We start from the raw sequence: 15,686 nt of genomic DNA, 5'->3' as shown, positions 1-15,686 counted from the left end.
AGTTTTACCAGTAGAATACGGCATTCGCCAACAGCAACTTCCCGCTATACCAGAATCCCCTTATCACAGGTGAATCGGTAAAATAGATAATGGTTCCCCTCCCGTATTTCTCTACTCCAACTGCCATGCTATTGGGCATGATGTCTTTTACATTCTTTCCCGTAAAACCATGCGTTTCCAGTGCTTCCGGAAATTTTCCGACATTCCACCCCGAATCTTCTAATAGGGGAAACGCTGTAGAATTGTGCTTTAATAAATAAAAATGATCGCCCATCCCAAATGCCAGCGGATGCGTCGGGTCTGTATCTACACGGAAAATACTACCCGGAACCGAATTGCTGATCGCTAATCTGGGCATTTCCTCAAAAAGCGTGGCTGGTGTATCCTGCATCATAAAGTTGCGGGTAAGGCTCCTTTTCCCCCTTTCAATGGCCGTATATAATGCTGTCTGTTGTCTGTTTCCCGATTTTCCAAACAGATCCATGGCCTTTTCAAGGGCGATAACTGTGCCTCCGGTTTCAATGAAATCCATGATTTGATCGTAAAATCTTTCGTAGTTGCCCGATGGCAAAATCAAAAGATCAAAGGATTCTAAATCGACTTTTTCCAAAAATCGTGTATCCAATACCGAAACAGGATAACCCAGATCCTGCTCCAGATAATACCAGAGTTCGCCAAAACTAATCACTGACATCTCCGCTCCACGAAGCAACGCAACCTTTCGTTTTTGTAAGGCCTGGATCTGGTCAGACCCCAAATCGTTCCCTTCATCTACAAGGCCGCTCGCTACCGGAAATAATTCCACTCCACTTTCGGCAGCCAGTTTTTGTAGTTTTGAACCTGATGCATCTCCTTGTTTTCCTCCATAAAATATCAATGTACCCCGCTCAAATTCTTTGTCCCCGATACGAAAGGGCGCCGTAGCACGTGAGGGCACAATTCCGGCCTGGATCGCTGTGGCGAGAAACCTCGCATGGTGAAAGTCCTTCCATTCTACCAGCCATGCATAAGGATTGGCAGGTTGCAGTTTATCAGTTGGGTGGAAAGGGCTTCGATAGGGTTCCGGGTTGATCCGGCTTTCCAGTGCATAACATGACAACCCGTAGGCATACGGAAGTGCCCATGCCGTAAGATCATAGGTGAGAGAGTCTTCCAGTTGAGGTGAAGGTTCAAACAAGACCTGAAGTAAAAGGCTGTTGGGTTGATAGGCAGAAATGACAATGTCGTCCGCTGAGAGCTGGAAATTTATTTCTGCATTGTCCGCATAGCTGAATCCTTTCAAGGTTTTGGTTTCCCCCGACGGGCTACCGTATTGAATCTGGTTTTGATCCAGTAGCCGAAGCAATTGCCCGGCGCGTTCGGGGTGTGTACCTGGTTTTATTATATAAGTTTTGTATGAACCATAGGGTTTCTGGCTATTATTCTCAAAGTATTTTTGGAACTCGCCCAGGAGTTTTTTCCGGTTGTTATAGGCCGACTCAATGGTGGATATACCAGTCGTAAGGTGTTTGGCGATTCGGTCAGCGAGGGTTAGCGTATCGCCGTTTGCCAATAATACTGCCCTGCCCGCACCATCGCCACCGGTCTGCTCATAGGTAAAACCCATTGCGCCCTGAAACGAAGGCCAGGTATCACCATAGCTTGGGTAAAACAGGTCGTAAACTTCCTTGGAAAAGTATAACCAGTAGTTTTTATCAAACCATTTTGCATGGTTTTTCCCGATGATTGTGTGAAATTCTCTTTGCCAACCGGTGATGGCCGGATGGAAAGGACGGGCCGAAGGAGGGAAGAAGTACGTGGCTTTATCGGATTTCATTTCGTGGAAATCGACATGAATCTGGGGCATCCACTGGTAGTAAAGAGCGGCACGCTGGCGGCTTTCAGGCTGAGTTTGCCAACACCAGTCGCGGTTCAGGTCAAAATGATAGTGATTTTCTCTTCCACCGGGCCAGTCTTCGCTATGTTCGACGGATTGAGGAAAAAGATTCGGATTGGCTGCTCCGGTCTGATATTGCCAGTTTACATAGCGGTCGCGGCCATCGGGGTTCATACATGGATCGAGGATAACGACCATAGAATCAAGCCAGGGCAGTGTATCGGCAGTTGCCAGAAAGTACAGCATTTGCATGGCAGCTTCAGAACTGGAGGCCTCGTCTCCGTGTATATTGTAACTAAGCCATACAATCGGAATATCGGCTTTTTCCCCTTTGGATATTGCCCCCATACCTGCACGGACGAGGTTGGAAGCCTGGATTTGAGGCAAATTTTTATGATTTCCGGGAGAAGTTACTACTGCCACCAGCAAAGGGCGGCCTTCCCAGGTCGAGCCATAAGGAATAATCGCAACTTTGTCTGAAACCGAAGCGACATGAGAAAAGTAATCCGTAATCCTGTGATGAAAAGTGAAACGACTGCCAGGCGGATAACCAAGATATGCTTCCGGGGAAGGAACCAGACCGGCAAAGGAGGAAGGAACTATGAAAAAACACAAAAGCAGGGTATAAAGCCGAAGCATAAATAATTTTTATCCAAGCTAAGGATTCTGGATAAATTGGCCAAACAAAATTCAATCCAATCTTAAAGTGGATTATTTTGTTATTTTTTTTAAAAAATTCAACTTTAAAGTTTTATTATTCAATCTTATTTGTATATATTGCGTATATAAAGTTGAATTTAGGTGGAAGTTCAGGTGGAAACTCGTAACATACCCAATCTGGAAGAGATCGATTACTTTCTCTACGGCTTTCGGGCGTTGAAGAAAAAGTTTGGGATGATCATCTACGATCGTCGTAAAAATTTCAAAGCGCTGCTGGACCTGGAGATAACTGCTGAGGAGAGAGAACATATTCTCGACAACCTCTCAGCAAGAGATTACTACAAGGGCCCTAAGCCCGACGGAGTAAGGATCGGCGCCATGTATTGGGAGTTTGGTACGATGGTAAACGGAACGGAAGTCTATATCAAAATTTCCAAAGGATTGGGCAATCAGGCAGTGGCTTGTTTCTCTTTTCATCCGGCGGAAAGGAAAATTAAATATCCATATAAGTAGAAATGAAAAAGCCGCATATCGGGAAGGAATGGGTACTGAAAAGACAATTGGCAGCATCTGAGCCTTTCAGGAAAGAGGTGTTTGAAATCTGGGAACATTTTTATGTGCATAAGGAAACCGGTGAAGAGATTTCAACGACAGAACTTGACGAGATCAATATCCGGCAGGTATATAATCTCTACCGGGAAAAACATCATATTCCCTTCCCGGAAGAAATCAGACAAATTCGTGAACAGTACGGGTTGTCTGCTGCAAAAATGTCTGAAGTACTGGATCTCGGTGCCAATAGCTTCCGCAATTATGAAAATGGAGAAATCCCCAGCCTCGCCAATGCAAAACTCATTCGCCTGGCCAAAGCTCCGCAAAATTTTCTCAATTTTGTCAATGAAAAACGTGAACTCTTTTCTCCTGCTGCGTTTGACAAATTGATCAGACAGATTGATACCCTGATGGGTAAAGATAAACTGGATACGGTGGTGGAATATATCTGGAACTTCCACATGGAGGCCAATGAATATACTGGCTATACCCGGCCTGATTTTAAAAAGGTCGCCCATTTTGTCCTGTTTTTTGCAGAAAAAGTTCGCCCGCTAAAAACACGCATGAATAAGCTGATGTTTTACTGCGATTTTTTCAACTTCCAGCGAACGGGCATCTCAATATCGGGCTGCAATTACCGCGCGATTCCCTTTGGCCCTGTACCTTCACATTTCCATGAGTTGTTTGGCGTATTGGAAGCCGAAAAATTTATTTCTATTGAAGAGGAAATGTTTGATCACGGAGGCACAGGCGAGCGGTTTGTTGCTACTGCCCCCTTCGATCCCAGTCTCTTTACAACCGACGAGCTGGAGACAATGGAGCAGGTTGTGAAGGCCTTTGAAGATGTGCGTACCCGAAAGCTGATTGAACTTAGCCACAAAGAGGCTGGTTGGGTTGAAAATCAGGAAAAAAGAGAATTGATCAGCTATCAGAAATATGCTTTTAAATTGAATGAGTTTCCCGAAGAGGAATAAAAATATGCGTTTGATTTTTGGAACAGGAAGCAGAGAATTGTTTGTCCGAGATACTCACTTCCCTCCATACGTTCTTTCTATGATATCAGAACCCCGGTTTGCCGGGGTTTTTGATTTTACCTCTCTGACCGGGTGAGCCAGCCTGCTACCGACAATCGGTTGATCCGAAGCAATTCTTCAAATGTGGGGATTTGTACGTCCCTGGGGATTTTGATCAGGCGGTGGTCTTTTTTTTCAAATGGTGGCGGAACTTTTGACTGAAACAAAAGTCCCCATAAAGTAGCTGTACAGCTATACAGGATTTTTTGTGGTGCGTAGTCTTCCTCCCATTCGGTAAGCCGTTCGTTGATTTCCTCAAAAAATGTAACGGTATTGGCCAGCCTGACGCGCGAACCGGCTTTGGATTTCCCCCGGGTTTTCAGATAATTGATTTGAGATTTTCCCTGAGAGTGGCGTTTCATATACTTTTTGATCGCTTTGTGTTGCACGGCTTCTCCTTCTTCAAAATATCCAAGCGCGGCGGCGCCGGCCTGAACCAAAGCGATCATGTATGCGGGGATCTCCTCAGGTATAGACTGAAGGTATTGGGAAAGCGGAATATCTCTGTCAGAGATGGCCGGAAAGGGTAACGGCAAACGCATTTCCCATTCAATATTGGCATCTTTCCGCGCTACGATAAGATGCTTATCAGGAAATAGTTCTACCGAAAATTCAGAAACCGCCGGAGCCTGGAGGAAATCCAGACATTCAGCATAGGAAAGTCTCTGCGGTTTCTGCGGTGTTTCCGTAAAAATTCAATTAGTCGGCTTTTGCGAAATCAGCAGTTACAGGCATGGCTTTTTCTGCATGGTGCGTATCACCAGCATCTCCCACCACCTGCTCCACTACGATTTTGGCGCTTGGAGCGATTTGCTTCAGGAAAGGCGTAGCGTAAAAACCCATCCAGAACATCAGGATAATCAGCGGAAGCATAACGGCTATCTCACGGCCATTAATATCTTCAAGGCTGCGGTTTTCATCTTTATCAAGCTGGCCAAACATGACCCTTCTAAACATCCAGAGGAGATATACCGCTGCGATTACAACACCGGTAGCTGCGAAGATTGGAAGCGCATTGGAAATCGACTCCGATTTAAATGCACCCATCAGCACCAAAAATTCTCCAACAAAACCATTTAAGCCTGGAAGCCCTACAGAAGCCATGATCGTGATCATAAACAGGAGGGTGTATTTAGGCATTACGCGGGCGATACCCTGAAAATCGCTGATTTCACGGGTATGGCGACGGTCGTAGATCATTCCCACCAAAAGGAAAAGTCCTCCGGTAGCGATACCGTGGTTGATCATCTGAATGATTGCCCCGTTCATCGCTTCCTCTGTAAAGGCAAAAATGCCCAGTACGATAAATCCAAGGTGAGATACGGAGGAGTAGGCAACCAGTTTTTTGACGTCTGTCTGCACCATAGCGGCCATTGCGCCGTAAATGATTCCCACCACTGCAAGGGTTGACATAAACCCTGCGAAGTAAAGAGAGGCTTCCGGGAAAATCGGCAAACAGAAACGCACCAGACCATAAGTTCCCATTTTCAGCAATACACCTGCCAGAATCACAGAGCCGGCAGTAGGCGCCTGTACGTGCGCATCGGGCAACCAGGTGTGGAGCGGGAAAAGCGGAACTTTTATCGCAAAGCTGAGTGCAAAGGCAATAAACAGCCATTTTTCAGCTGAAGGTGTGATCGAAAGATGGTTGAGAATCAGGAAGTAGTCGGTAGTAAAAATCACTCCCTGAAGATCAGGACGCTGGCTCAGCAGTTCTGGTGAAATCGCCACGTGTGTGCCCAGATAAATGATGGCAATCAGCATCAGCAGAGAACCAACGAGTGTATAAAGGAAAAACTTAAGCGATGCATATACCCTGTCTTTTCCGCCCCATATCCCAATCAGGAAATACATGGGGATGAGCACCATTTCAAAGAAGACATAGAAAAGCAGCATGTCCAGGGCGATAAAGAAACCGAGAATACCCGCTTCCAGAATCAGAAGGAGCAGATAATACGCTCTCGGTGCTTTGGATACATCCCATGAAAAGTAAATACAAATGGGGAAAAGAATCGTGGTGAGCATCACCAGATAAACTGAAATTCCGTCAAGGGCAAAAGTGAAATTAATATCCACTCCGCCGGAAGACAGCCAGTCAAAGTTGAAAAAATAGACATAACCCGGAGCACCGCTGACGAATTCGCCTGCGTTGGAAAGAGAAAGGTAATCTATATACATTACCACACTCAGCACGAAGGGAACCATGGATACCCACAGGGCGATTTGCTTCGAAAGATTTTCCCGGGATTCATTGAGAGCGCCAATCAGGGCTGCGCCAATAAGCGGAGAAAAAACCAGAATAATGAGTAGCGTGCTCACAGGCTTTTATTAATTAGTATTTGATTTCAACGGCTCTTCGTTGAAGGGGCTAAAGATATAGACTTTTTCATATATAACCAATGGGAGAATGCCCTTACTGCCGGCCTGATGCAGAATTAATCGCAAATTCTTTCTCAGTATATTCTTTCACTGCCTCCACATATGCGCGGGCAACCACTTTTACCCGTTTGGAGACCGTAACTCCTCCGATATCTGTATCTTTTGTATTGAAAGTCCGGCTTTCTGAAATATTGTCCTGACAAAGACTTTCTCCATAACATACGGGCCCGTTGATCAGGCGGGTAAGGCTGAGGTTTCTCGCATATACACCGGGATATCCGGTATATACCGAGGCATTATGGAGGTAGCGGAGGGGGTATTCCTGTGTAACGATGGGCACGCCGGTAATTTGGGTGGAATGATGGATAAATGCCCGTGACAACTCGATAGACTGTTTTACATCATTGGTAAGCACCATTCGCAAAAAGGCCAGTCTGTTTTCGGGCTCCGCCAGTTCGCCCGCCATAAATGCACCTGGAACAAATGCCATACAGTAGTTTTGCCCGGTAGGCGAAAAATTTCCTTCTGCATCCCGGTTTTCCCAATTGGGTGAATCTACATTATAGTGAATGATGAGCGTCAGGTGAGGGTGGAAAGCATTGACAAGTTTTGCTCTTTCCCGAAGGTCTTCAGGGGTGAAAAACCGGCTCATGATGTCTTTGTCCTGCGCTTTGGTTTTCCACTGCCGGATTTCTTCAGCCGTCAGGGTACCTGTTTCTTTTTCTGCCTGCATCAGTGAATCCCACCGGTAGTTTTTCCATTCCTGAAATGTCAGCCCCAGCGCACCTCTGCCGGGCTGTGTACGTGTCATCAAAACGGTTGCACCCATTGCCTCCAGTTCTTCTCTGATCACCCATGCTGTGGCAAGCGTAAGCCCGGCTTCAAAAAACTGTATGGGTTGCATATAGGTAGCCGGAGAGGGTTTCATATGGATATATTTGCCTTCTGTAACTGCTGTTTCAAAATCGCCGGCTACATGCCCGGGGTCCAGGGCAATACGAAGACCTTTCAAAGGTTGCAGTGAGTCCTGTCCATAATGAAATATCGTTTCTTCGGTTGTCTGATAGGCGCTGAGAAGAGAATCAGGCCAGCGATTTGTGCCCTTTTTCAGGTAGAGACCAAGCATACTATCCGCAGACAGGGTATTGACCAGAGCGGCAAATAGTTCATATTCTTCGGGATAAATGACCGCTTCAGGAATGCCTGATTTTTTGTTTTCTGCATTTTCATACAAAAAAATCCCTTTTTCCGTCATGGCAAAATAGTCGTTGATGGCAGAATCTTTGACCAGAAAAGCAGTTTCATCCCGCAGTTCATCATAAGTGTCTGCTATAGAACTTTTCCCGGAAAAAAAGCAGCCGGCTACCCCGCAAAGGAGGACGGCGATGAAGAAGATGTTAGCGTGCGGATGCTGGTATTTCATGATTCGAAATTAACCGAATCCCTGTTCCTGCACAAATAAAAAAGGACCCTCGACAGAAGGTCCCTTGGCAATGACATATAAAAACTACAACTACTACTATCAGGTGGTATGATACAAAACTATGCATTCACCAGGGCTGCATCCAAACGAATATCGCATCTGACCTAACCAACAGGAATCCTGTGCACCTGCGCTCAAATATTCGCTAATCATCAAGCAAGGGCTGTCGTCCAGTGATTTTCCTTCGGTTCTCCTGATAATATTACAGTAGGTATAAATAGTTCTTCCGGACTAATTTGCTGCTCGCGACAAAGCTGAAAAATCACCGGCTGTGAGGTGCCCGGGAATGACGGTTTCGGCTTCATACATGATCCTCCCGCCTTCGGCTGAAAGTACGTACAATGTTTTGCCTCTGGGGTCAATATGCAAAAAGGCTGCATTGGGAAGCTGCGCATCTATCGCAGCGGCGATTGCCGCTTTATCTACAATACTGACCTCGTATTTGTAATATTTTTTCAGCGTTTCCAGATCTTGCAGATCGGTGGAAAGTTGTTCTTCCAATAAAAACAGGGTTTTCTCGTGAAGGGTATTGGCGAGGGCATTGTCAAATTTTTTGAGAAGCTTGGGGTGATTGTCTTCCGTGATTTTATTTGTGTCGAGAAAAACCAGGTAGTTGTGCATAGACTGGATGATCGCCGTAAGCTTATACAGGTATTCATCGACATTGTTGACATCGGTAAACTGATACTGGGCAATAGCTTCCGCTCCGGGGTAGTTTCTCATATCAGCTCCGTTGCCACAAAGGTAAAGTGCGATATGGTTACTTTTGATGCGGTCTGTGCGGCCCACCCGGTTGATAAAACGCTCGGCATCATTGCGCACAAGCATGGAGTAATCCTTACTCATCGAGAGTTTGAGCAGCTCTTCTGTGGTCGCAAATTGATACGGCGTCACCTTCCAGTATTTTTCTACCGCATCTTTGATTTTTTCATTATAGGCGTCCTGTCCTTCATAAAGTATGACAAGGGTAGTGGTTTTTTTGATTTTGGGCCATTCTTCCACAGCTCTGGTGCGGCCATTTTGTGCAAAACCCAAAGACAGGGCGACAACCAATAAGAAGCAAAATGATAGGATCGTTTTCATTCTGGGTATTTGGTAGTGAAACTAAGGATTCAAATTTTTACTTTATACGTATTTATCCCGGCAAAACGTGTAAAAATTATTCATTTTCGGTTGGAAAGGTACACCCCAGCGAGGATAACGCCCATTCCGCCAAATTGTGCCAATGAAAAACTTTCGCCATCCAGCAACCCCCACATGAGCGCTACTACCGGAATAAAGTAAGTTACCGAAGAGGCAAATATGGGACCACTTACCTGCACCAGGCGGTAAAATAAAACCAGTGCAACGGCAGTTCCAAATCCTCCCAGTATTACAATATAGCCCAGTGAAGCCCATGCGTGGTCATTGGTCTCAAAAACTTCAGGAAGACCGGCAAACAGCAGATAAATACTATAAGGGATAGCAATGGTTAACAGCGCAAATCCCGAGGCCTGTACAGACGGCGCATGATTGAGATACCGCTTCATAATATTGGTGCTGAAACCATATAAAATAGTAGCAATTACAACGAGGATGGAGTAAAGGGCATTTCCCCACAGATCGACCTCTGCTCCCCCTGACAAGATGAGGATCAGTGCTCCTGCAAGCCCCAGAAAAACGCCCGCAACCTGGCGGGATGAAAACCGAAACTCAAACAGCAAAAAGCCTATAAGCAGCACAAATAAAGGGCTCAGCGCATTCATTACTCCGGCAGTAGCGCTATTGATATGTGTTTCTGCCAGGGGAAAAAGAAATGCGGGGATTCCGTTTCCGATAAGGCCCATGACCATGACAAATTTCCATTCTGTCCGGGTGAGTTTTTTGGCTTTTCCAATTACGAATGGAAGTAAAAATAGTGCGGCTAACACCATTCGCAGCCCGGCTATCTGGAAAGGGTCAAATGCAAGGAGTGCTTTTTTTATCAGAATAAAGGAGCTGCCCCAGACCAGACAGAGAAGCGTAAAGGTGGTCCAGGCGATGAGATTGTTTTGGCGGTTATCCAAGGTGTTGGTGGTTAGGGATATTTAGGTATGATCGGGTCGGGGGCCTCTTTTGGCGCGAAAAAATTCCTGCATCAGCGTGCGGCAGTCGGTTTCCATCATTCCTGAAAGAATCTGGGTTTTGGGGTGAATAAGGCTGGGCGAATGTCGGCTAAAACCGGTTTTGGGCTCGTCTGCACCATATACAATTCTTTCTACCTGAGACCATCGGAGTGCACCTGCGCACATAGGGCAGGGTTCGACAGTGACAAACAGGGTACAATCGGTGAGGTATTTGCTTCCCAGATATTCGCAGGCTGCGGTGATGGCAATCATTTCTGCATGTGCAGTAGGGTCCTGTAATTTTTCCGTTTGGTTATAGCCTTTACCGATAATCCGGAAATTACTTACAACGACTGCCCCGATAGGCACTTCACCTTCTTCATAGGCGCGTTCTGCCTGAAGAAGTGCTTGTCGCATGAAGTATTCATCTGTATGGATAGAAAGCATATTATGATAATTCTATTTGGGTAAATGACTTCAACTCCGCATATAATCTTCCCGCGGGGAGTCCCATCACATTATAAAAATCGCCTTCAATCGCACGAACGCCAATCATGCCAATCCACTCCTGAATGCCATAGGCGCCTGCTTTGTCGTAGGGTTTGTAATGATCTGCATAATAGTAGATTTCCTCATCATCCAGTGTCCGGAAGCTTACGAATGTCTCTTCTGCAAAGCTGTGGAACTGCTCTTTGTATAAAATCGTGACTCCGGAAATAACGGAGTGTGTTTTCCCTGAAAGTTTGCGCAGCATATCGACTGCATCTTGCCGGTTTGCGGGTTTTCCCATTATTTCATCGCCGGAGACGACGATGGTATCGGCGGTGATGATGATATGATCGTGGCTGAGATCGCGGTAGTTTTCGGCTTTACTTTGGGCGATGGAAATGGCAACTTCTTTTGGGGAAAGATTTTCCTGGATATGTTCGTCTGAAGGGCGTACTACAGTTTCGAAGGTAAATCCCATGTCGCGCAGCAATTGCTGCCGCCGGGGAGACTGTGAAGCCAGAATAATTTTATGTGGGGTATTCATGGTTATCAATCGTCCTGACGCAACAGCCTTGGGATAAGATACCAGCGGAGGTGAATGGTCCTGACATCAAAGTGGGCCCAGTTGTCGGAGCGGCTTTCCATACAGGCCATGGCACAGGTGGGCATATAAAATGCGGCACTCATCTGAAGCAATTGTCTTACTGTATCTTCAAAGGTCGGGTTGTGGCCAAATAACATGACCGTATCTGCGTGGTCGGGAAGCTGATGAATCAGCTCCAGGGTTCCGGAGACGCCAGATTCGTAGATTTTTTTTTCAATTTCTATCTCCCCCTGATAATTGATTTTCCCACTGACAATCTTTGCCGTACTCAGCGCGCGGTTGGCGGGGGAACTGATAATCAGGTCTGGCTCAAAATTTTGTTGTCCGAGCATGGTACCCAGATATTTGGCGTCGTTGATGCCTCTTTGTTGGAGTGGTCGCTCAATATCCGAAACGCCGACCGGCCAGTCTGATTTTGCATGGCGGCAGATGACAAGGGTTTTCATTGATGCAGCAAATTGAGTGAAAAAATTTTGGGACAAAAATACAAAAAGTGTCCCGATAAGGGACACTTTTTATCTATAACCAATATAATGTTCGGATCAATGTACCACAACCGACTTCAGTGTTTGTGAAGTAGAGGTGGTTTCGTTCTGAATATCCACTCTGATAAAATACATTCCCGGCGAGAGGTGGCTGGTTTCAAGATTTACTTCATGAATACCCGTATCATAGTTGCTGTTTTGTGCCGATATGTTTCTGCCGTCAGCACTGTACATCATGATACGAACCTCCGCGGCTTCGGGAAGTTCAAACTTCACTGTGGCGATATCGCGGGTTGGGTTGGGATAAAGCGTAATATTTAATTTCTCTATGACAACAGGATCTACGGGTGCAGATTCCCTTCCAAGGACAGTCGAGGAGGTGGACCATAAACCCAGACCATGAGAAGCGATATATACCGTATTGTCCAGACTGAGGAAATGACCAGATTTGGTGACTTCCACTTCTGTGGTATCAAAACCTCCACCCGGAAGCGGATTGATTTTTACTTCTGTACGCTTCAGCGCGTCGGGGGTGAGTCTGGACTTATATTTTCTTACAAATATATCATACACAGGTGCACCGCTGAATTCAGCGCCTGACTCGTCTGTCCATGGAGAAGAGAGGTAGAGAGGTATAGAAGGACCTGCACGAACGATATCGCGTACGGACCATAGTTTGGTTTCTGTTCCAATCAGCAATACTGACTCGCTTTCAGCAGGATCTTTTACAAATTCTACAGAATAAACGGGTTCTTTCACAGCATGGCCTGACAGCAGCCCAAAAGAAGGACTGGTTTTGGCGGTTTCAGTCACCCATACAAAGCCTTGGGTTGCCTGGACATTTCCTCCGTAAGAGCCAAATGTTACGGCAATTCTATTTGGATTTTGTGGATCAACAGAAATATCCGAAACCCATCTTCCGGTCATCGGTGATAAGTTGCTGCCACTAACGTTGTCAATACGCACCACATTAGTCTGGACATTAAAGTTTTCCAGATCGTGTGCGCGGTCAATTCTCCAGATTTTACCACGGCTGGAACCCACGTATAAAGTGTGATCTGTGTCGCCGGATGCCGTGATCGTTGTCAGATATTCTGTACCTCCATCGACAAGCAGGTTGGTAATACGGTTCCATTTTACCTGAAGACCGTCGCCAAAAGCACCATTACATATCCATACATAGTTGCGCGAACAGAGGAAGAGATAGCTATCACTTTGGGCTTCAAGTTCTTCTTCTGTAATCTGATTATTGTTGAGCAGATTTGCCGGAACCACTTCATCAAGCACCCATGCAGTCTGGGCCGGAGTCGGCGAATTAAACAACGCACCTCCCTGGACATTGATGCCAGATCTGTCGACATAGACGTTATTTGCTGTGTCAAGATTTGCGACATTGGGGCGGATGGGCAATCCATAGAAACGCTCAGAGTTTGCGCCGGCATTAAAAGAGCGTACAACACCATTGTCTGTTCCCTGAAGAATCAGGGCTCCGGGGTGGAGGTAAGATACTGCGACGTCGCCAAGGTTTGTGGTTTGGATGGTACCAAATCCCTGACGCGTGGGGCTATCGCTATTGTAGTGGCGGTTGAGAAGGTAGCCTGCGGTTTCTGTTCCTGCAATGACTGCATCAAATAAGGGATCATCTGCGCCGACGGTTTCTACAGAAAGTGATGCGACACTATAGGCGATAGTTGCCTCATACCCTTTGGATTTTTGAGAGAAGGTAACACCACCATCGGGAGAATGCACGATCTGGCGGTCTGTTCCGACAAACAATTCATTTGGGTTTGAAGGATTATAGACAATCGTATAGATTTTCCGGGGTACATAATTGCTAAGGGTGGGAGAGGTCTGCTGAGCGGTGGGGGTCCAGCCTTTACCTTCTCTGAAGGTAAACCAGGCATTGCCCGCAACGATCAGTTCGTTGGGATTCGAGGGCGAAACCACCATAGCAAAAGCATTTTGGCCGGTAGATCCCAGAGGCGTAAAGCCGGGGCTTCCTTTGGGGCCATATACGCGCCAGGTTGCGCCATTGTCATCGGAGCGGAAGACACCACTGATTTCGTTATTGGCCTGAGTACCTGCTACATAGATCGTGCTTTTTGCACTGGGAGCTACGGCGATTTCACTTCTGGAAGTGCTAAATGCCCCCAGGCTGTAGAGCGTAGGATTTTTTACTACGGTAAAGTTTATTCCGTCAGCAGAAACATACAGAGAATCTCTGAATCCGGTTTTGGCAGTTGCAAATACGGTCGTACCGTCTGCCCCTTCCACATCGAAGACAACCCCTGCCTGAAAAGTCGGGCTTCCGCCACATTTTACCAGAGAGTTTGCTGTTAACTTTTTATCGTTGGAGTAAAAAAGCCCTTCTGCGGTTGCAACGTAAATGCGGTTGTTGATAACCGCTACTTTTTGAATCGCAGAGAATGGCCCTTTATAGTTGACGGTCTCGGCTGTATTGGTCGCAGGTGCCGGTTTCCAGGTTGCACCATTATCTTCCGAGAGAAATACTCCCCCACCGGGAAGTCCCGTCAAATAACCTTTAAACCCATCGGGGTCGGTACGCCAGTTATAGCTGCTGCTTCGGTTGAGGCGGGTTACAAAATAAGACAATTCAAAGGCGGTGGCACCTGTACCGACGTATATATTATTGCCATCAACGGCCAGCGAGGTAATGTTTGGATTGCCATTGTAGGAACTGGATTTTTCCCAGGAAACCCCGGAATTGCGGGAAATCCAGAGCCCGCCTCCCTGAGAACCTGCAAGCAGGTTTCCACTGTTGTCAAAAGCCAGTGCCCGGGTACGGCTACCACTATTGTCTGGGCCGAGGTTGCGCCAGGCGTACTGTGCATGGAGATTTATCCCGGAAGAAAGAATAAATATCACCCAAAAAGCTTTGTAAATATTTCTAATCATACAAACTACGGTTATCTGTCGTCTGGTAAAATAAGTATTTTCAACCTAACAAAACAAAATCACAGCCGGAAACTTGGCTAAGTACGAAATTAGCGGACTTACATCAACAAAGCCATATTCAAAACTGTTGCTGAATTACACAAAACAGGCAGCAATACTGCGCTTTTTTCAAAGATAAGTTTTATAGATGCCTTTCTGAATGGTAGCTCGAACGAACCAGCGGGCCGCTTTCCACATAGTCAAATCCCATTTCCATCCCGATTTTCTGGTAGTGTGCAAACAGATCAGGGTGAACGAACTCATGAACCGGTAGGTGCATTTTGGTAGGTTGGAGGTACTGACCGATGGTAAGCACATCACAGTCGTGTGATTTCAGATCGCGCATCAGTTCGTACACCTCTTCTACCGTTTCTCCCAGTCCAACCATAAATCCTGATTTTGTCCGGATGCCTTCGGCTTTGGTTCTTTGGATTTGCTCCAGGCTGCGTTCATAACGCGCCTGTGGGCGTACCCTTTTATAGAGCCTTTTCACCGTTTCCATATTGTGTGAGATGACGTCGGGCTTTTCGGCGGTGATCAGTTTCAGCATATCCCAGCGGGCCTTTACATCGGGGATGAGTGTTTCCATAGTTACCCCCGGACAATGTTTGTGAATAAGATTCACGGTCTGTGCCCAGATATTCATGCCACTGTCTTTCTGCTCATCGCGGTTTACAGACGTGATCACCGCATGGCGGATGCCCATGGATTTGATCGCTTGTGCTACCCGCTCGGGCTCCATTCCATCCATAACATCGGGACGGCCGGTAGCCACCGCGCAGAAGGAGCAGGAACGGGTACAGGTATTGCCCAGGATCATAAAAGTGGCCGTTCCGGCACCCCAGCATTCACCCATATTGGGGCAGCGGGCACTTTCACACACCGTATGAAGTTTATTATTATCAATGATCTGTCTCACATTGGTATAACTTTCCCCGTAAGGTAGTTTTACCCGCAGCCAAGACGGTCTCGGGCCATTGCCGGGAAGGTTCTTTGCCGTGAGATCGGTATATGTTGTTGTTATTGCCATGTAAGTATTAACTAAA

13 protein-coding genes are annotated in these 15,686 nt (G+C 46.5%); 2 read left to right on the top strand and 11 right to left on the bottom strand.

Going from position 1 to position 15,686, the window contains the following annotated elements; translation table 11 throughout:
* Positions 1–4: 4 nt before the first annotated feature.
* Positions 5–2,515 (bottom strand): M14 family metallopeptidase, encoded by a 2,511-nt coding sequence (locus R3D00_28165; GenBank protein ID MEZ4777084.1) that lies wholly within the window; start codon positions 2,513–2,515, stop codon positions 5–7.
* A 174-nt stretch (positions 2,516–2,689) separates the two neighbouring features.
* Here R3D00_28165 and R3D00_28160 point away from each other — a divergent pair, with 174 nt between their 5' ends.
* Positions 2,690–3,049: a toxin gene (locus tag R3D00_28160; GenBank protein ID MEZ4777083.1), complete on the top strand. Its 360-nt coding sequence runs from the start codon at positions 2,690–2,692 to the stop codon at positions 3,047–3,049.
* Positions 3,050–3,051: 2 nt separating this feature from the next.
* Positions 3,052–4,062 carry a DUF4065 domain-containing protein gene (locus R3D00_28155; GenBank protein ID MEZ4777082.1) on the top strand — a complete coding sequence of 337 codons (1,011 nt, stop codon included), beginning with the start codon at positions 3,052–3,054 and terminating at the stop codon, positions 4,060–4,062.
* Between the two features lie 116 nt (positions 4,063–4,178).
* On the opposite strand, the gene R3D00_28150 is transcribed toward R3D00_28155, so the two are convergent.
* From R3D00_28150 to lipA, 10 genes are all read right to left on the bottom strand, one after another.
* A complete protein-coding gene (locus R3D00_28150; protein MEZ4777081.1) occupies positions 4,179–4,703 on the bottom strand; it encodes a hypothetical protein in 525 nt (174 codons plus the stop codon).
* Between the two features lie 157 nt (positions 4,704–4,860).
* Entirely contained in the window at positions 4,861–6,480 is a 1,620-nt protein-coding gene (locus R3D00_28145; GenBank protein ID MEZ4777080.1) for an NADH-quinone oxidoreductase subunit M, read from the bottom strand.
* A gap of 94 nt (positions 6,481–6,574) precedes the next feature.
* Entirely contained in the window at positions 6,575–7,963 is a 1,389-nt protein-coding gene (locus R3D00_28140) for a hypothetical protein (protein MEZ4777079.1), read from the bottom strand.
* 291 nt (positions 7,964–8,254) lie between these two features.
* Complete coding sequence (locus R3D00_28135; GenBank protein MEZ4777078.1) at positions 8,255–9,106, bottom strand: hypothetical protein; 852 nt, start codon at positions 9,104–9,106, stop codon at positions 8,255–8,257.
* An 80-nt stretch (positions 9,107–9,186) separates the two neighbouring features.
* Complete coding sequence (locus tag R3D00_28130) at positions 9,187–10,068, bottom strand: EamA family transporter (GenBank protein ID MEZ4777077.1); 882 nt, start codon at positions 10,066–10,068, stop codon at positions 9,187–9,189.
* A 21-nt stretch (positions 10,069–10,089) separates the two neighbouring features.
* Positions 10,090–10,554: a nucleoside deaminase gene (locus R3D00_28125; GenBank protein MEZ4777076.1), complete on the bottom strand. Its 465-nt coding sequence runs from the start codon at positions 10,552–10,554 to the stop codon at positions 10,090–10,092.
* Between the two features lies 1 nt (position 10,555).
* Positions 10,556–11,140: a Maf family nucleotide pyrophosphatase gene (locus tag R3D00_28120; GenBank protein MEZ4777075.1), complete on the bottom strand. Its 585-nt coding sequence runs from the start codon at positions 11,138–11,140 to the stop codon at positions 10,556–10,558.
* A 5-nt stretch (positions 11,141–11,145) separates the two neighbouring features.
* Positions 11,146–11,646: a histidine phosphatase family protein gene (locus tag R3D00_28115; protein MEZ4777074.1), complete on the bottom strand. Its 501-nt coding sequence runs from the start codon at positions 11,644–11,646 to the stop codon at positions 11,146–11,148.
* Positions 11,647–11,742: 96 nt separating this feature from the next.
* Positions 11,743–14,601, bottom strand: a complete 2,859-nt coding sequence (locus R3D00_28110; GenBank protein MEZ4777073.1) for a T9SS type A sorting domain-containing protein — start codon at positions 14,599–14,601, stop codon at positions 11,743–11,745.
* Positions 14,602–14,782: 181 nt separating this feature from the next.
* Positions 14,783–15,670, bottom strand: coding sequence for a lipoyl synthase (lipA, locus tag R3D00_28105; GenBank protein MEZ4777072.1), 888 nt, complete (start codon positions 15,668–15,670; stop codon positions 14,783–14,785).
* Positions 15,671–15,686 lie beyond the last annotated feature (16 nt).

The organism is Bacteroidia bacterium (assembly GCA_041391665.1).
Classification (GTDB): Bacteria; Bacteroidota; Bacteroidia; order J057; family J057; genus JAGQVA01.
The sequence above is the reverse complement of the archived record's forward strand: the minus strand, read 5'-3'. Positions and strand labels throughout refer to the sequence as shown.